This window comes from Duganella flavida (assembly GCF_009857445.1).
In the GTDB taxonomy this organism is placed as follows: domain Bacteria; phylum Pseudomonadota; class Gammaproteobacteria; order Burkholderiales; family Burkholderiaceae_D; genus Rugamonas; species Rugamonas flavida.
Window position 1 is genome coordinate 195,527 of the sequence record NZ_WWCN01000009.1, and the last position, 16,609, is coordinate 212,135.

At 59.8% G+C, this 16,609-nt stretch carries 15 protein-coding genes; 9 read left to right on the forward strand and 6 right to left on the reverse strand.

Annotated elements, in window-relative coordinates; translation table 11 throughout:
- Nucleotides 1-3: 3 nt before the first annotated feature.
- From GTP46_RS15940 to GTP46_RS15950, 3 genes are all read left to right on the forward strand, one after another.
- The gene (locus tag GTP46_RS15940; protein ID WP_161007617.1) at nucleotides 4-357 is read left to right on the forward strand and encodes a PKD domain-containing protein; all 354 of its coding nucleotides are present in this window, start codon (nucleotides 4-6) and stop codon (nucleotides 355-357) included.
- A gap of 90 nt (nucleotides 358-447) precedes the next feature.
- On the forward strand, nucleotides 448-2,088 hold the full coding sequence (locus GTP46_RS15945; protein WP_161007618.1) for a right-handed parallel beta-helix repeat-containing protein: 1,641 nt from the start codon (nucleotides 448-450) through the stop codon (nucleotides 2,086-2,088).
- 9 nt (nucleotides 2,089-2,097) lie between these two features.
- Entirely contained in the window at nucleotides 2,098-2,700 is a 603-nt protein-coding gene (locus GTP46_RS15950; RefSeq protein ID WP_161007619.1) for an NF038129 family PEP-CTERM protein, read from the forward strand.
- Here the strand turns inward: GTP46_RS15950 and GTP46_RS15955 are convergent.
- The 3 genes from GTP46_RS15955 to GTP46_RS15965 are packed head-to-tail and all read right to left on the reverse strand — an operon-like array spanning nucleotide 2,654 to nucleotide 7,332.
- Nucleotides 2,654-4,312: an alpha-amylase family glycosyl hydrolase gene (locus GTP46_RS15955; protein ID WP_161007620.1), complete on the reverse strand. Its 1,659-nt coding sequence runs from the start codon at nucleotides 4,310-4,312 to the stop codon at nucleotides 2,654-2,656. The genes GTP46_RS15950 and GTP46_RS15955 overlap by 47 nt on opposite strands.
- A 16-nt stretch (nucleotides 4,313-4,328) precedes the next feature.
- Nucleotides 4,329-5,960, reverse strand: a complete 1,632-nt coding sequence (locus tag GTP46_RS15960) for an alpha-D-glucose phosphate-specific phosphoglucomutase (protein WP_161007621.1) — start codon at nucleotides 5,958-5,960, stop codon at nucleotides 4,329-4,331.
- 52 nt (nucleotides 5,961-6,012) lie between these two features.
- A complete protein-coding gene (locus GTP46_RS15965) occupies nucleotides 6,013-7,332 on the reverse strand; it encodes an MFS transporter (protein ID WP_161007622.1) in 1,320 nt (439 codons plus the stop codon).
- A 169-nt stretch (nucleotides 7,333-7,501) separates the two neighbouring features.
- Between GTP46_RS15965 and GTP46_RS15970 the strand changes: the two genes are divergently transcribed.
- The 3 genes from GTP46_RS15970 to GTP46_RS30200 all read left to right on the forward strand — a co-directional run bounded on the left by GTP46_RS15970 (nucleotide 7,502) and on the right by GTP46_RS30200 (nucleotide 10,597).
- Nucleotides 7,502-9,952 (forward strand): glycoside hydrolase family 31 protein, encoded by a 2,451-nt coding sequence (locus GTP46_RS15970; RefSeq protein ID WP_161007623.1) that lies wholly within the window; start codon nucleotides 7,502-7,504, stop codon nucleotides 9,950-9,952.
- A gap of 61 nt (nucleotides 9,953-10,013) precedes the next feature.
- Nucleotides 10,014-10,385 carry a VOC family protein gene (locus tag GTP46_RS15975; RefSeq protein WP_161007624.1) on the forward strand — a complete coding sequence of 124 codons (372 nt, stop codon included), beginning with the start codon at nucleotides 10,014-10,016 and terminating at the stop codon, nucleotides 10,383-10,385.
- A gap of 2 nt (nucleotides 10,386-10,387) precedes the next feature.
- On the forward strand, nucleotides 10,388-10,597 hold the full coding sequence (locus tag GTP46_RS30200) for a hypothetical protein (RefSeq protein WP_202414294.1): 210 nt from the start codon (nucleotides 10,388-10,390) through the stop codon (nucleotides 10,595-10,597).
- Here GTP46_RS30200 and GTP46_RS15985 read toward each other — a convergent pair.
- The gene (locus GTP46_RS15985; RefSeq protein ID WP_161007625.1) at nucleotides 10,564-11,127 is read right to left on the reverse strand and encodes an MliC family protein; all 564 of its coding nucleotides are present in this window, start codon (nucleotides 11,125-11,127) and stop codon (nucleotides 10,564-10,566) included. The two genes, GTP46_RS30200 and GTP46_RS15985, sit on opposite strands and share 34 nt — an antisense overlap.
- Nucleotides 11,128-11,191: 64 nt before the next feature.
- On the opposite strand from GTP46_RS15985, the gene GTP46_RS15990 reads away from it, so the two are divergent.
- Complete coding sequence (locus GTP46_RS15990) at nucleotides 11,192-11,617, forward strand: GNAT family N-acetyltransferase (RefSeq protein ID WP_161007626.1); 426 nt, start codon at nucleotides 11,192-11,194, stop codon at nucleotides 11,615-11,617.
- Nucleotides 11,618-11,619: 2 nt separating this feature from the next.
- Here GTP46_RS15990 and GTP46_RS15995 read toward each other — a convergent pair whose 3' ends face one another.
- Complete coding sequence (locus GTP46_RS15995; RefSeq protein WP_161007627.1) at nucleotides 11,620-12,351, reverse strand: hypothetical protein; 732 nt, start codon at nucleotides 12,349-12,351, stop codon at nucleotides 11,620-11,622.
- A gap of 56 nt (nucleotides 12,352-12,407) precedes the next feature.
- Here GTP46_RS15995 and GTP46_RS16000 point away from each other — a divergent pair, with 56 nt between their 5' ends.
- Nucleotides 12,408-13,169 (forward strand): alpha/beta hydrolase, encoded by a 762-nt coding sequence (locus tag GTP46_RS16000; protein ID WP_161007628.1) that lies wholly within the window; start codon nucleotides 12,408-12,410, stop codon nucleotides 13,167-13,169.
- 54 nt (nucleotides 13,170-13,223) lie between these two features.
- A complete protein-coding gene (locus GTP46_RS16005; protein WP_161007629.1) occupies nucleotides 13,224-15,041 on the forward strand; it encodes a M2 family metallopeptidase in 1,818 nt (605 codons plus the stop codon).
- Here the strand turns inward: GTP46_RS16005 and GTP46_RS16010 are convergent, their stop codons facing one another.
- Nucleotides 15,042-16,592, reverse strand: coding sequence for a tryptophan halogenase family protein (locus tag GTP46_RS16010; protein ID WP_161007630.1), 1,551 nt, complete (start codon nucleotides 16,590-16,592; stop codon nucleotides 15,042-15,044).
- Nucleotides 16,593-16,609: the final 17 nt, after the last annotated feature.

The following is a 16,609-nucleotide window of genomic DNA, read 5'->3' on the forward strand; positions in this document are numbered from 1 at the left end:
TGGATGCGAAAATCACTCATCCTGATCCTGATCCTGCTTTTGCTCAGCGCGTGCGGCGGCGGTAACTACACGCCGCAGGCCAACCGCGCGCCGGTAGCCAACGCCGGCCCGGCGCAGACCGTGGCCACCGGCACCTCGATCAAGCTGGCGGGCAGCGGCACGGATGCCGACCAGGACATCGTCCTGTATTCGTGGACGCTGGCCAAACCCGCCGGCAGCACCGCCACACTGCTCAACTACCACGTCGCCACGCCGACCTTCTTTGCCGACCTTCCCGGCCAATACGTCGCCACGCTGATCGTCAACGACGGCACGCTCGATAGCGCGCCGTCTTCGGTCACCATCACCGCGCAATAAAAAGAATAAACAAGCGCGAATTACTTCGTTGTCTGACAACTTAGCCTCCTTTACAGTCCCCACTCCCCAAGGACTACAACAGGAGCAAGTATGAGCATGTGGCACAAGGCCGCCGCGTTGTCGGCGCTCGCGCTGACGTCTGGCGTACACGCAGCAACCTACTATGTCGCACCGGGCGGCAACGATGGCAATGCGGGCACCGTCGCCGCGCCGTGGAAGTCCATCGCCAAGGCGCAAATTGTCGCTGCGCCGGGCGATACCATCTACTTCCGTGGCGGCGATTACGTCTACACCGCATCGATCAACGCCTGCGCCAGCAAGACCGACGTAGTGGCCGCCATCACGCTGGACAAGAGCGGCGAACCGGATAAGCCGATACGCTACTGGGCCTATCCGGGCGAGACGCCAGTGTTCGACTTCTCGCCGATCAAGGACAACTGCCGCGTGAAAGGCTTCAACATCACCGCCAACTACCTGCACCTGAAAGGCCTTGAACTGAAAGGCGCGCCGCAGCAGCCGGACAATCTGCTGAATAACGAATCATGGGGTATCTGGATCAAGGGCAGCAACAACATCTTCGAGCAGCTCAACACCCACCACCACATGGGGCCTGGCTTCTTCCTCTCGAACGGCAGCTATAACCTGGTGCTCAATGTCGACTCGCACCACAACTACGACCCGTACAGCAAATCCGGCGCAGGCCAGAACGCCGACGGTTTCGGCGCCCACATCAAGGCCGGCAATCCGGGCAATGTATTCCGCGGCTGCCGCGCGTGGTCCAACACGGACGACGGCTATGACCTGATTAACGCCTACTCGCCGGTGCTGATCGAGAATTCGTGGGCCTGGCTGCATGGCTACTACCCCGGCACCACTACCTCCATCCCGGCGGGGAATGGCAACGGCTTCAAGGTGGGCGGCTACAGCGGCGTGTACCAGCCGAATGCACCGGTGCACACGGTGCGCTTCTCGGCCGCGTTCAAGAACAAGGCCAATGGCTTCTATGCCAATCACCATCCAGTCGCCAACCAGTACTACAACAACACCAGCGCGCGCAATGGGGCCGGCTTCAATATGCTCGGCATTGACGCCAGCAACGCTGCCATTTCGCTCGGCACTGTGCGCAACAACCTCGCGTTTGAAAACACGCCGGTCGCCAATGCAGCGGGGGCGGATGTCGTCAACAATAGCTGGAACCTGCCGGTGAGCGTGACGGCAGCGGACTTCCAGAGCGTCTCCACGGATGGCTGGGATGCACCACGCCTGCCCGATGGCAGCCTGCCAGTACTGCCTTTCCTGCGTTTGGTAGCAGGCAGCGATTTGATCGACAAGGGTGTGAATCTCGGCCTGCCGTTCACCGGCGCCGCGCCGGATCTGGGCGCGTTTGAAGGCAGCACACCAGTCACCTTGTACAGCGACGTGACGGCCAGTGTGAAAATCGTGCAATCCGGCCTGACGGTAGATCGCACCACGCAGAAGACCAAGGGCACGATTACCTTCACCAATAACTCGAACGCCATCATCAACGGCAGCCTGCTGTTCCGCGCAGATTACCTGACCGACGGCGTCACGCTCGATAACCAGAGCGGCACGCAAGGCGGTGCGCCAACGCTGGTGCTGCCGGTGGCCGCGCTGTCGCCGGGCCAGAGCACAACGATCACTACCATCTTCGCCAACCCTCAGCGCTTGAGCGTGGGCTACCTGCCCAAGCTGTTCGCCGGCACGCCATAAGGAGACGCCATGTCGATATTGAATAAACTGCTGGCGGCCATCGCCATCGCTTGCGCACTGGCCTGCAGTAGTGCGCAAGCAGCGTCGCAAAACTATCATGTGACGGTCGATACCGGCTCGCTAGCCGGGCAGGAAGGTTATCTGGATTTCCTGTTCCTCGGGCTGGCCAATGCTGCGCCGGTGCAGGCGCAGTTATCCAACTTCTCGGGCGATTTCACTGCGCAGAGCTTCGCGATTGGCCAGGCGGCAGGTAGCATTAATACGCTGCTCGCCATCGGCAACGGCGATGCGTGGAATGAGTTTGGACAGTGGGCTAAGCTGGGTGGCAAGCTGTCGTTCGACGTGCGCTTCAACTTTGACGGACTGGATGGCGCGGGCACCACGCTGTCGGTGGCGCTGCTAGATGCAGGCCTGAACTACCTGGGCACAAACAGCGATGCGGTGACCTTCTCGCTGCTGCCCGGTAGTGATGCTGCGGTCAGCACCGACGATGCAATTGCCACCGTCAGCGCCGTGCCGGAACCTGCCACCTGGCTGATGCTGGCGGCAGGTGTGCTGCTGGTGCTTAGTCTTGGCCGATCAGCACTACCGCGTTCTTCGTACCAAAGTTGACGCTACCGCCCCTCACTACAGCGGTTTTGCCGCTGTAGTAGTCCTTCACCTTCTGGCCGTCAGCAAACACGCCACCCAGCTTGATGGTGGTTGACTTGTTGGTCGGCAGGTCCAGCGCCACCACTACTTTGTCGCGCAGGCCGTTCTTGTCGTAGGTACGCTTGAAGACGTAAGGCTTGGCCGACAGCTGCTGATGCACGCCCGCGCCTACCGCCACGTGAGCTTTGCGGAACAGGCCCAGTTTCGCCCAGTGTGCGCGTACGTCGGCGATCTTGTAGCCGTCGCGCGCCACATTCTGCTCCAGCTCATTCCAGTTCATGAAGGAACGCAGCTTGGCGTCGCCGGTCGCTTCGGCGATATCCAGTTTGCGCGCGGTTTCGTCGCCGTAGTAAATCTGTGCCGCGCCGGGCGCCAGCAGCAGCTTGTTGGCACTTTCGAAAGGCTTCTGGCGCGAGGCGTCGAACGGCGCACCATCGTCATGCGAATCGAGATAGTTCAACACCGAGTAGCCGTCCAGCGGGCCGCCGTGCATGGCGTTGGAATAGCTGCTGAAGATCGCCTCGTAGTCCTTCTTCGCATCATGCACCAAGCCGAAGTTGATCATGCTGTTGAAGTTGGACTGGTAGTAGTTGACGTACGAACCGCCGCCCAGGTGATGCGACTGCCCTTCCGCGATGTTGTAGTTGTAGACTTCCGCCGTGCTGTAAAACTTGTCGTCGCTGAGCTTCTTGCTGGGATTAGCCTTCTTCCAGTCTTCGAATGCGATGGCGGATTCTTTCAGCAGCTCTTTCCACACCTTGGCTTCCACGTGCTTGACGGTGTCGGCACGGAAGCCGTCCACGCCGTACTTGCGGATCCAGTCGGTATGCCACTTGATCAAGTAATAGCGCGGTGCGCGCGGGTAGCCGGTGCGCGCGAAGAATTCGTTCAGGCTTTTGACCTCTTCCTCAAAGCGGCCTTCGCGCTGCCACTTCGCCATCAGGCGTTCCGGCAGTTCGACCGGCGTGTCGCTCTCGGTCAGGAAGTCCGGCAGGTTTTTCACCAGCGTGCATTCGATGTAAGTCTTGGCATCTTTATAGGTGCACTGCGGCGCGGTGCGTACCCAGTCTTTCGGCCAGACCGGATCACTATCCGTCACCGGGCCGGTGTGATTCATCACCACGTCCAGCAGCACGCGGATGCCGTGGGCGTGCGCGACGTCCACCAGGTTGCGGAAATCGTTTTCGGTGCCGAGGTTCGCATCGACCGCAGTGAAGTCCGACGCCCAGTAGCCATGGAAGCCATACGAACGACCGGTGCCTTCATCGGTGCCGTCGTGGATCTGCTCTACTGGCGGCGTCACCCAGATAACGTTCACGCCCAGCGAATCGAAATAACCTTCGTTGATTTTATTGATGACACCTGCCAGATCGCCGCCCATGTAGCCGCGCAACGGCGCTGCGTCGGCGCGGCGGTCGTAGGCCAGGTCATTACCGTTAAAGGCGTTGCTGAAACGGTCCGTCAGCAGGAAATAGACTGTCGCGTTATCCCACAAAAATGGCTTGGGCTTTTCTGCCGCCACGGCGGTTGTCGTGCCCAGTGCAAGAGCCAATGCGAGTGTAGTCAATTTCATGCTGTCGTCCTTATCGTTATGTTGTGACGGTGGGATGGGGGCGGCCGGTCCAGCCGGCGATGCCCGCTACTTGTTCGGCGATCAATATCAATGCCGAGAGAGCCTGCTGGGTCGGCAGGTGGTGGTACTTGGGATCTGCTTCGTAACGTTCCAGATAAACGCGCAGGGTCGCGCCCTCGGTGCCGGTGCCGGATAAACGGAACACGATGCGCGAGCCGTTGGTCATGACGATACGCACGCCCTGCTGCTTGGCCACCGAGCCATCGATCGGATCGGTGTATTCAAAATCGTCGGCAAACGCCACCACGTAGTGGCCGAGGTCTTGCCCCGCCATCGTGGCCAGTTTGATGCGCAAGGAAGCCATGAGTTCATTGGCGGCCTTGGTTTCCACTGCTTCGTAATCGTGGCGCGAGTAGTAGTTGCGGCCAAAGCGTGCCCAGTGTTCGCTCACCAGCTGTTCGACTGATTTTCCCGTCGTAGCCAGCAGGTTAAGCCAGAACAGCACGGCCCACACACCGTCTTTTTCGCGGATGTGGTCCGAGCCGGTGCCGTAACTCTCTTCGCCGCACAGCGTAGCCTTGCCTGCGTCGAGCAGGTTGCCGAAGAACTTCCAGCCGGTCGGCGTTTCAAATGCGGGTATGCCCAATGCTGCGGCCACGCGGTCGGCAGCCTGCGAGGTGGGCATCGAGCGGGCGATGCCTTTCAAGCCGGTGCGATAGCCCGGCGCCACGGTCGCATGCGCTGCTAGCACGGCCAGGCTGTCGGATGGCGTGACGTCGAATTTGCGGCCAAGGATCATGTTGCGGTCACCGTCGCCATCGGAGGCGGCGCCGAAGTCTGGCGCGTCGTCGGCGGCCATGATGGCGATCAGCTGCGCAGCGTTGACCGGATTCGGATCCGGATGGTGGCCGCCGAAATCTTCCAGCGGCACGGCGTTGATCACGGTGCCGGCCGGTGCGCCAAGCACGCCTTCGAGTATCGCTTTGGCGTACGGTCCGGAGACCGCGTACATGCCATCAAAGCACATGCGGAAGCCGCCCGCGAACAGCTTGCGGATCGCGTCGAAGTCGAACAAGCGCTGCATCAATTCCGTGTAGTCGGCGACCGGGTCGATCACTTGCACGTCCATCGCCTCAATGCGCACCGCACCAACAAGGTTCAAATCGATATCGGCCGCATCGCTGATGCGGTACTGCTGGATGGTTTCAGTGTGATGGTAAATCGCCTCGGTCACGTTCTCCGGTGCGGGCCCGCCATTGGCGATGTTGTACTTGATACCAAAATCACCGTCAGGACCGCCGGGATTATGGCTAGCCGACAGCACGATGCCGCCCAGCGCACCGTGCTTGCGAATCACGCAGCTGACGGCCGGCGTGGACAGGATGCCGCCCTGCCCCACCAGCACGCGCGCAAAACCATGCGCGGCCGCCATGCGCAAGATAGTCTGCACGGCGACGCGGTTGTGATAGCGGCCATCGCCACCCAGCACCAGCGTCTTGCCGCTGCAATCGCCCAGCGTGTCGAACACGCTTTGCACAAAATTTTCGAGGTAATGGGCCTGCTGGAAGACGCTGACTTTCTTGCGCAGGCCGGAAGTGCCCGGCCGCTGGCCGGGGAAGGGAGTAGTGGCTACAGTATCGATGCTCATGTTCGCTCCACAAAGATAGATAACGAGTGCTTGTCTCGCGAACGATGTTACATCAGACGGGTTCCGCCTCGTCGCGCACTATGAGCGTCAACACACCGGCGACGACCATGCAGACGCCGCCCAGCATCAAGGTCTTGACGGCGTGGCCTTCAAACCAGTACTTGGTCACAAAGCCCAGCAGCAAGCCGCTGACGATTTGCGGAATCACGATGAAGAAGTTGAACACCCCCATGAAGTAGCCCATACGGTTGGCAGGCAGCGCGCCAGCCAGGATCGCATACGGCATGGTCAGGATGCTGGCCCAGGCAATGCCGACGCCGATCATCGGTACGAACAGCATATTCAGGTCGCGGATCGCATAGATGCTGAACAGGCTTGCACCGCCAATCACGAGGCAGGTCAGGTGCACGGTCTTGCGGCTGGTGCGGCGCGCGAACACCGGCAGGATGAACGCCGCCAGCGCCGATACGCCGCCGTACACTGCGAACATCACGCCAACGTGATTGCCCGCTTGCTGGAAGGCTTCCGATTGCGCATCGGTGGTGCCGAATACATTTTCGCTGACTGCGTTGGTGGTGTAGATCCACATCGCAAACAGCGCGATCCAGGTGAAGAACTGCACCACGGCCAACTGCACCATGGTCTTCGGCATTTTGCCAAAGCCGCTGAAGATTTCGACCAGCGCATGGGCCGGGCCTCTGGCACGCTGCTGCTCGGCGCGGAACGCGGCCAGGTCTTCCGGCGGCAGTTCATTTGCGGTCAGCACGGTCCACAGCACGGCGAAGAAGTACACGGCGCCGCCGGCGTAGAACGAGTAGCGCACGGTGTCGGGAATCGCGCCATCCACCGGTACGTTGCTGACGCCGAGGTGGGTGAAGATGGTCGGCAGCAGCGATGCGATCACCGCGCCCCAGCCGATGAAGAAGGTCTGCATCGCGAAGCCGGCGGTCTGCTGCGAAGGTCCGAGCTTGTCGCCGACGAAGGCGCGGAACGGTTCCATCGAAATGTTGATCGCGCCATCCAGCAACCACAGGACGATCACCGCCATCCACAGCGACGACGAATTCGGCATCAGGAACAAGGCGATGGACGCCAGCAGCGCGCCGATGAAGAAGAATGGACGGCGGCGGCCCCAGGTCGGATGCCAGGTGTTATCGCTCAGGTAGCCGATAATCGGCTGCACCAGCAAACCGGTTACCGGCGCGGCCAGCCAGAATAAAGAGAGATCGTCGGGATCAGCGCCCAGCGTGGAGAAAATCCGGCTGACGTTAGCATTTTGCAGCGCGAAACCAAATTGGATGCCGAGGAAACCAAGGCTCATGTTCCACAACTGCCAGAACGACAGGATGGGCTTGTTACTGGAAGAGTGCATGCTACGCGTCCCGATTTTAAAATTTGTAGGAAAATAACACGCCACCCAAAGCGTGTCAAACGAAAGAACTTCCTTGTAAAATAACGATAAAAAGCCTATTCAGAGGCTCCGCTATGATGTCAAATGTAGCCAAACAACAAAATCCAAGACGACCACTGAGACCAAGTTCATGACTATTAACTCCTTCGCAACACTGGCCGCCCTGACCCTGCTGGCTGGCCACGCCAACGCTCACGCATCCAGCCAAAGCACCGACCGCAAATTCGACGGCGTCACCCAGCGCGACGGCCATCTTGAAGTCCGCACCAGCGATGGCAGCTACCTGATCAAGCCCTACTCCACCGGCATCGTCGAAACCACCTTCGTGCCGAAAGGCGAAGCGATCGATCCAGCATCGCACGCCGTGGTGCTGGCCCCGGCCGAGGTGAAAACCACCTTGAAGCAAAAAGCCGGCAGCTATGAATATGCCACATCCGGCATCGTCGTCACCATTACTAAAGCGCCTTTTAAAATCGCTTACGCCTACAAAGGCAAACCGCTGGTGGCGGAAAAGCGCGGCTACATCCATGTGAAAGACGATGTCGCCACCGGCAGCAAGGATATCAACAAGGGCGAAGCGCGCGAGCTGGAAGCCATCGAGTTCGCACTCGATAAGAACGAAGCCTTGTACGGCGCGGGTTCGCGCGCAGTCGGCATGGACCGCCGCGGCCATCGCTACACCTTGTACAACAAAGCCCATTACGGCTATGGCGACCACTCGGAGCTGATGGGCTACACCATGCCGGTCGCGCTGTCGTCCAAGATGTACGCCATCCACTTCGACAATCCGCAAACCGGCTATCTCAATTTCGACAGCAAGAAGAACAACAGCCTGACGTATGAAGCCATCGGCGGCCGCAAGACGTATCAAGTGATCGCCGGCGATACGTGGGAAGACGTGATCGGCAACTACACCAGCCTGACCGGCAAACAACCGCTGCCGCCGCGCTGGGCCTTCGGTAACTTCACCATGCGCTTCGGCTATCACAACGAGCAGGAAGCGCGCGACACCGTCAACAAATTCATCGCCGAAGATATTCCGCTCGATGGCATCGTGTTTGACTTGTACTGGTTCGGCAAAGAAGTCAAAGGCACGATGGGCAACCTGGCCTGGGACAAGGATAGCTTCCCCAATCCGGAAGGCATGATCGCCGACTTCAAGTCCAAGGGCGTGCAGACCGTGGTGATTACAGAGCCGTTTGTAGTCGACACCTCCAAGCGCTGGCAGGAAGCCGTCGATAAAAAAGTGCTGGCCACCGGCCCGGATGGCAAACCGCTGGCGTATGACTTCTTCTTTGGCCACACCGGCTTGATCGATATCTTTAGCCCACAGGGCAAGAGCTGGTTCTGGGATATCTACAAAGGCCTGCGCCAGCAAGGCGTAACCGGTGTGTGGGGCGATCTGGGCGAGCCGGAAGTGCATCCGACTGCGGCGCGTCACGCCACTGGCACGGCGGACCAGGTGCACAACATCTACGGCCACCAGTGGGCGCGCCTTGTGGCAGAAGGCTATCAGCAGGACTTCCCGACCGAGCGCCCGTTCATCCTGATGCGCTCTGGTTATTCGGGCACGCAGCGCTACGGCATCATCCCGTGGTCGGGTGACGTGGATCGCGGCTGGGGCGGACTGCAATCGCAGCCTGAAATCTCGCTGCAAATGGGGATGCAGGGCGTAGGCTATATGCACTCGGACCTCGGTGGTTTCGCCAATCCGGTACTGGACAATGAGCTGTACACGCGCTGGCTGCAATACGGCGTGTTCCAGCCGGTGTTCCGTCCGCACGCGCAGGAGGAAGTGCCTTCCGAGCCGGTCTACCGCGACGACAAGACCAAGGCGCTGGCGCGTGATGCGGTGCGCCTGCGTTATAGCCTGCTGCCATACAACTACACGCTGGGCTTCGACAACAACCAGCACGGCATGCCGCTGATGCGTCCCATGATTTACGAGGAACCGGGCAACGCCAAGGTACGCGCCATGTCGTCGACCTACTTGTGGGGCAAGGACTTCCTCGTGACGCCGGTGCTGAAGCCAGGCCAGACGAAAGCCGATGTCTACTTCCCATCCCGCAGCGCGTGGTTCGACTTCTACACCGGCGAGCGCCAGGCCGGCGGGGCGACGCGTTCGATCGAACTGTCTGCCGACCACGTGCCGGTGTACGTGCGCGCCGGCGCCTTCATCCCGATGGCAAAGGTGGTACAGACCACGCGCGACTACAACACCAAAAACATCGAGCTGCATTACTGGCACGATGCCTCGGTGCGCACCAGCGTCGGCAAGCTGTATGACGACGACGGCCTGACCGCGCAGGCCTACGAACAAGGCAAGTACGAGCTGCTGAACTTTACCAGCAAGCTGCAGGGCAAGGCCCTGTCGCTGCGCGTGGATTCGGAACTGGGCAAGCAGTACCAGCGTCCGGAGCGCAGCATCTCGCTCACCGTGCACACTGTAACTGCGCCGCCAGCCTCGGTGCGGGTGGACGGCAAAGTTGCGGTCTTCAGCTGGGATGAAAAAACCTTCCAGCTGACGGTTGAACTGCTGGCCAGCGATGCGGCCAGCCGCAGCATCGACATCACGCTGTAATCAGCCTGGCCGTGTCGGGGTATGTTAAATTGGCATCCCCTCTTGATAACATCACCCCGACATGAGCTTATCATTCCATATCGATTTCAACGGCCAGTGTGAAGAGGCCTTCTCGTTCTACGCCGAGCACCTTGGCGGCAAGATCGGCACCATGTTGCACGTGAAGGATTCCGAAAAAATCGTCCATGCCAATATTTGCATCGACGGCGTTGAGATAGCCGGCGCCGATGTTGATTCAAGCCGCTATGAAAAGCCGAAAGGTTTTTACGTGCTGCTGGGCGTGGACTCGGAAGAGAAAGTCTGGTCTTATTTCAACGCGCTGCAACACGATGGCCACGTGGTGCTGGCTCCGCAGAAAACCTTCTGGTCACCCTGCTACGCCATCGCGATTGATCGTTTCGGCGTGCCGTGGAAACTCAACTACGTGGCCTAACCATGAGCAAATACCTGATCTCCTTCCCCAGCGATGCAATGGTCGCTCCCGATGATGAATTCGCGCAGGTCGGCCTCGATGCGCGCGCCGTCATCGCCGAAGCGAAAGTGGCCGGCGTCTACGTCTATGCCGGCGGTATCAACGAGAGCGCACCGCCGGTTAATCATAGATGCCATTGCTACTGCTTTACACAGGTCGTCTCCGGAGCTTGATTTCCCCAAGTGAGGCGCACCTCGCCTTGATGTTCCCAGAAGCTTTCGTTGCGGCCCACGTAACGCGCGCCGCTGGCGGCCGGGGCGGAGCGCATCAGCGACTGCTCGTTCTTGCGGATCGCAATCAGGCTGGATGGCTGCGTTACAAAGTAGGTGACGCTGATGTCGGCGCCATCGGCGCAACGGAAATGCAGCGGCTCATGCGCAGGGACCAGCTTCCAGCTGGTTTGCAGTTCCACCGTGCGTAACTCGTATCCGCTGGCGACGCAGGCTTGTAAATCATCGGCTTTCCAGCAATCGCGGATGCCACGCCACCAGCCCTTCTGCTCAGCGGCCAGAAGCTTCTGCTGCGCAGGCTTGGCCTTCTGCCTTGCTGCCGCATAGACTGCGGTGAGCGATTTGTCGCGAGCCTGCAATTCCGGATCGGAGCAAATCAGTTGTTCTGCCTTGCCATCAGGGCGGCTGCAAAACTGTGGTGCGGCCCAGGCGGAAGAGCTAAGGGCGAGCAGGAACAAGGATAATATGCGCATAAGGCCTCGTTTTTTATCGTCACTCATATATCTTCGCACTACAACGCACATTTAAGGAAGCAATTTGAAAATCATCGTTCGACAAGCAGTTCTTGAAGATATTCCGGCCATGCACAAGGTGCGTAAGGCTGTGCGGGAAAATAAGCTATCCATCAACACCAAGATCCACGAAGAGACTTACATCCCGTATCTGGAAACCATAGGCCGTGGCTGGGTGCTGGAACAGGAAGGGATCATCGTCGCCTTTGCGATCGGCGAGCACCAGACGGGGAATATCTGGGCGGTCTTCGTGCATGAGGATCATGAAGGTAAAGGTTATGGCAGCAAAGTGCAGGAGCCAATGATCCAGTGGCTGTTTGACCAAGGCCTGGATCGCATTCACCTCACCACAGGCGCCAACACGCGCGCGCAAGGCTTCTATGCAGCCACTGGATGGACCTTTACCGGCATCGATGAATACGGCGATGCCGCGTTTGAGCGGCTGCGCTAAAGCTACGACTTCGGCGTGGCGAGTTCAAACTCCAGCAGCGTGTCATCCGGCCAGCTCTGGTCGTGCAGCGGCGGTGCGTAGCGCGTTGGGTCTTTGGTGCTCAGGCGCTCTGCCGGCAGCTTCTCGCGGCGCGTGCCGGCTACCAGCGTGACGCCCGCTACCGGCGATGCGCTCGTATAGAAAATCCGGCTGCGGGAAGTGTGACATGCGCCGCCCAATGGCGCCAGATAGGCCAACTGGATAAACGAGACATCGAACTTGTCGACGGCCCAGCGCACTTCGCATTCCAGACGCAGATCCCCCAGACGCCGCGTGCCGGCAGGCAGTCCGGCGGTATGAATATCAGGACGCCAACGGAACAAGCCCTTCTTGCTATTGAGCCGAAGGTCGGCATCATCCTTGGCCGCTGATTCCACGCGCGGGACGGAGAAAGTGTGATCGCCAGCGATCGGCAAATCGATGCTGGTGCTGTCGCCTACGATGCGTAGTTTGAGATCAGCGGTATCCAGATTCGCTTGCTGGGGACGCAGGACAAATTTCAGTTCCGCCGACGGCGCCAAGGCGTGGAATTTTTCGAACGCATCCAGTCCATCCAACATTTTCCGATACGGCTTCCAGTCAGGATCTTTGCTGCCCTGAACAGCCACCTGCTGCGGCGCCTCAGGCGAGGCGTCATCTGCAAAAGCAAAGTTCGAAACACATAACGACAAAATAATCGGCAGCGCGATACGCATGGAGGCCCTTTCAATCCGAATTGGACAGCATAGCATCTGGCGCTACAATCCATCCTATGCCGCGTAAATTGATCATCCTGTCTATCGTCCTGCTAGCCGCCTATGTCGGCCTGTGTGCCGCTCTGTACTTGGCCCAGCGCTCCCTTATCTATTTCCCACAACGGTCTAGCAAAACCAATCACCCCACGCTCACGTTAGCAGCAGATGGTGCGCAAGTGCGGGTCACGGTCCAGCAGCGAGATGGCGTCAATGCCGTGATCTACTTCGGTGGCAATGCGGAAGACGTAACTGCAAGCCTGCCAGGTCTCAGCGCGGCGTTCCCCGATCACACGCTCTATCTAATGAATTACCGCGGTTATGGCGGAAGTACCGGCAGCCCATCCGAAGCAGCACTCGTCGCCGATGCGCAGTTGTTGTTTGATGAGGCGTTCAGAAGTCACAAGAACATTACCGTAGTGGGACGCAGCCTTGGCAGCGGCGTTGCCGTGCAGTTGGCCAGCCAGCGGCCAGTCAGTCGCTTGATTCTGGTCACGCCGTACAACAGCATTCAGGAACTGGCGCAACAGCAGTTCCCATACTTCCCGGTCCGCTGGATCTTGCGTGACAAGTTTGAATCGTGGAAGTATGCGGAAAGGATCGCTACTCCCACGCTGTTAGTCATGGCAGAACACGACGAAGTCATTCCAGCCGCAAGCACGCACGCACTCTATGGGCACTTCGCAAAAGGCATTGCAACGCTCACCATCGTTCCGAGAGCAAAGCACAACGATATCTCCAACTACCCAGCCTACAATCAATTGCTCCGAACACCACCATAAGTGCGTGTATGATTACCGCCCATCGGATCAGCCGATCCGGTCATAACAAGGGAGATGCCTGTGACACCAAAAATTATCAGCACGCTGCTGGCGGCTACCGCCATGGCAGCCGCCAGCGCCACCGTGCTGGCCGCCCCTGTCGCCAAGCCGACTGCCGCTGAAGCCGACCGCTTCCTGGCCGACACCGAGGCAAAGCTCAATAAGCTGAATAACGAACAAGCCCGCGCCGCCTGGGTCGGTTCCAATTTCATCACCGACGATACCGAAGGCATCGCCGCCTATTTCGCCGAGCGCTTCCTGGCCGCTTCCGGTGAAGCCGCCATCGGCGCGCGCCGCTTCAACGGCATGAAGCTGTCGCCGGAAGCCGCGCGCAAGATCATGCTGCTGCAGCAGACCGTGGTCTTCGCCGATCCGAAAGAACGCGAACAATACGCCACGCTGCAAGCAGCCCTGAACGGCGCCTACGGCAAAGCCAAATACTGCCCGCAAAACGGCGACTGCATGGCGCTGGGCGAAATGGAAAAAGTCCTGGCCACCAGTCACGACGAAGCCAAGCTGAAAGAGATGTGGTCCGGCTGGCACGCGCAATCGCCAGCCTACAAAGACAAGTATGTGGAATACGTCGCCCTGTCCAACAAGGGCGCCAAGCAGATGGGCTTTGCCGACACCGGCGCGATGTGGCGCTCGCAGTACGACATGCCACCGGAAGCTTTCTCCGCCGAGATGGAACGCCTGTGGCAGCAAGTTAAACCGCTGTACGATTCGCTGCACACCTACACCCGCTACAAGCTGCGCGCCACCTACGGCCCGGATGTGGTGCCGCTGACCGGCCCTATCCCATCGCACTTGTTCGGCAATATGTGGAGCCAGACCTGGACCAACTTGTATCCGATCCTGAAGCCATCCACCGACACCAAGAGCTACGACCTGACCAAGGTACTGGAAGAGCGCAAGACCGACGCCAAGCAGATGACCAAGTACGCCGAAGGTTTCTACACCTCGCTCGGCATGCAAAAACTGCCGGCGACATTCTGGGAACGCTCACTGCTGACCAAGCCGCGCGACCGCGATGTGGTGTGCCACGCCTCCGCATGGCCGCTCAACGAGAAGGATGATGTGCGCATCAAGATGTGCATCACCCCGACCGCTGAAGACTTCACCGTGATCCACCATGAGCTGGGCCACGTGTACTACTTCCTGGCCTACACCAAGCAGCCTTTCCTGTTCCGTAACGGCGCCAACGACGGCTTCCATGAAGCCATCGGCGACACCGTGGCGCTGTCGATCACGCCGGCCTACCTGAAGCAGATCGGCCTGATGGACCAGGAACCGGACGTCTCCGCCGACATCCCGCAACTGCTGGAACGCGCGCTGAGCAAAGTGACGATCCTGCCGTTCGCCTACACGGTTGATAAATGGCGTTGGGACGTCTACTCGGGCAAGACCAAGCCAGCTGATTACGACAAAAGCTGGTGGCAGCTGCGCGAGCAGTACATGGGCATGAAGCGTCCAGTGGCAGGCAGCGGCGCCACCGGCTTCGACGCCGGCGCCAAATACCACGTGGCGGCCGACGTGCCATACTCGCGCTACTTCCTGGCCGATATGCTGCAGTTCCAGTTCCACCGCGCGCTGTGCCGCGAAGCCGGCTACACCGGCCCGTTGAACCGCTGCTCGGTGTACGGCAACGCCAAGGCCGGCGCCAAGTTCCAGCAGATGCTGGCGATGGGCGCCAGCAAGCCGTGGCCGGAAGCGCTGAAGGCTATTTCGGGTGAAGACAAAATCGACGGCAACGCGCTGCTCGAATACTTCGCGCCGCTGAAGGTCTGGCTGGACCAGCAGAACGCCGCTTTCGCTGCCGCCGAGAAGAAGTAATCAGCGTATCGAATAGTCCGGACGCTTGGGATTCATCCCCGCCGCACGGCAGTGGGCGGCGATGAATTCCTCGTGGCCGGGCATCTTTTGCACGCAGTTCCCGACCACGGTGTTAATCCCCTGCAGGTGAGCCTCCACCTGCTGCTGCGGCACCAGGTCCACCAGCGGATGGTAGGACTTCGGCATAATCCCCTGCCCCAGCATCACCTGCAGCCAGCTGACACTGGCAAACATCTCATCCTTCTCGCGGTAGAAGCGGCCATGTTGTTTGAACAAGTCCACCTTCTGCTTCAGCGTCTCCGGCACTTCCATCGTGCGGCAGTAATTCCAGAACGGCGTGTCGTCGCGCGTGGTCGCGTTGTAGTGCAGGATCAGGAAGTCGCGGATGCGGTCCACTTCAAAATGCGCCTGGCGATTGAATTCGTCGATATTGTCCTGGTTGAAGTCGCGGTCCGGGAAGAAGCTCATCAAACGTGCAATGCTGGACTGGATCAAATGGATGCTGGTCGATTCCAGCGGCTCCATGAAACCACTCGACAGGCCAATCGCCACCACGTTGCGATTCCAGATCTTGTTACGCTTGCCGGTGACGAAGCGCAGCGGCTTCGGTTCCGCCAGCGGCGCGCCATCCAGATTGGCCATCAGCTGCGCGCAGGCTTCGTCGTCGCTGATAAAACGGCTCGAATACACATGGCCGTTGCCGATGCGGTGCTGCAGCGGAATGCGCCACTGCCAGCCGGCGGTGCGCGCAGTGGCCCGCGTGTACGGCGTAATCGGGCCATTTGATTCACACGGCACCGCCAGCGCGCGGTCGCACGGCAGCCAGTGGGTCCAGTCCTCATAGCCAGTTTTCAGCGCGCCTTCAATCAGCAGGCCGCGGAAGCCGGAGCAGTCGATGAACAGGTCGGCCTGATAGCGCTCGCCGTTTTCCATCGTCACCGCGTCAACAAAGCCGTCGCCCTCGCGCAGGATGACGTCCGCCACCTTGCCTTCGGTGCGCACCACGCCGCGCGCTTCGGCAAACTTGCGCAGGTAGCGCGCGTAAAGGCCGGCGTCGAACTGGAAGGCGTGGGCGATCTGCGAAATCGGCGAATTGCCGGCATCGATGGCGCGCATGAATTTGTTTTGCGGCGCCGCCACTGCCGCCAGCGAGTAAGCGCCAAAGTCTGGCGCCAACCCAGCCTGGTGCAGCTTGAGCCAGTAGTGGTGGAACTCGACCAGCCCCATGTCCACGCCGATGCTGCCAAAGGTGTGGATGTAGTTTTCGCCCAGCCGGCCCCAGTCCACAAACTGGATGCCCAGCTTGAAGGTGCCCTGCGTCTCGCGCAGGAAGTCATCTTCGTCAATGCCCAGCGCCTGGTTAAACAGTTTGATTTGCGGGATGGTCGCCTCGCCCACGCCGACGGTGGAAATCTCGTCCGACTCGATCAGGCGCACGTGGTACTGGCCGCCCAGCAGTTTGGACATGGCCGCCGCCGTCATCCAGCCGGCCGTGCCGCCGCCGACGATCACGATATTGCGGATCCGGCGCTCATTTGCATTCTGCTGCATGTTCTCTCCTCCAAAAA

Bases quoted from the DNA above. Each gene is read 5' to 3' on its own strand.
- GTP46_RS15995 (WP_161007627.1), bottom strand. From the start codon at position 12,351: ATGCGTATCGCGCTGCCGATTATTTTGTCGTTATGTGTTTCGAACTTT.
- GTP46_RS16000 (WP_161007628.1), top strand. From the start codon at position 12,408: ATGCCGCGTAAATTGATCATCCTGTCTATCGTCCTGCTAGCCGCCTAT.
- GTP46_RS15985 (WP_161007625.1), bottom strand. From the start codon at position 11,127: ATGCGCATATTATCCTTGTTCCTGCTCGCCCTTAGCTCTTCCGCCTGG.
- GTP46_RS15955 (WP_161007620.1), bottom strand. From the start codon at position 4,312: ATGAAATTGACTACACTCGCATTGGCTCTTGCACTGGGCACGACAACC.
- GTP46_RS15950 (WP_161007619.1), top strand. From the start codon at position 2,098: ATGTCGATATTGAATAAACTGCTGGCGGCCATCGCCATCGCTTGCGCA.
- GTP46_RS15960 (WP_161007621.1), bottom strand. From the start codon at position 5,960: ATGAGCATCGATACTGTAGCCACTACTCCCTTCCCCGGCCAGCGGCCG.
- GTP46_RS15970 (WP_161007623.1), top strand. From the start codon at position 7,502: ATGACTATTAACTCCTTCGCAACACTGGCCGCCCTGACCCTGCTGGCT.
- GTP46_RS16010 (WP_161007630.1), bottom strand. From the start codon at position 16,592: ATGCAGCAGAATGCAAATGAGCGCCGGATCCGCAATATCGTGATCGTC.
- GTP46_RS16005 (WP_161007629.1), top strand. From the start codon at position 13,224: ATGCCTGTGACACCAAAAATTATCAGCACGCTGCTGGCGGCTACCGCC.
- GTP46_RS15975 (WP_161007624.1), top strand. From the start codon at position 10,014: ATGAGCTTATCATTCCATATCGATTTCAACGGCCAGTGTGAAGAGGCC.
- GTP46_RS15945 (WP_161007618.1), top strand. From the start codon at position 448: ATGAGCATGTGGCACAAGGCCGCCGCGTTGTCGGCGCTCGCGCTGACG.
- GTP46_RS15965 (WP_161007622.1), bottom strand. From the start codon at position 7,332: ATGCACTCTTCCAGTAACAAGCCCATCCTGTCGTTCTGGCAGTTGTGG.
- GTP46_RS15940 (WP_161007617.1), top strand. From the start codon at position 4: ATGCGAAAATCACTCATCCTGATCCTGATCCTGCTTTTGCTCAGCGCG.
- GTP46_RS30200 (WP_202414294.1), top strand. From the start codon at position 10,388: ATGAGCAAATACCTGATCTCCTTCCCCAGCGATGCAATGGTCGCTCCC.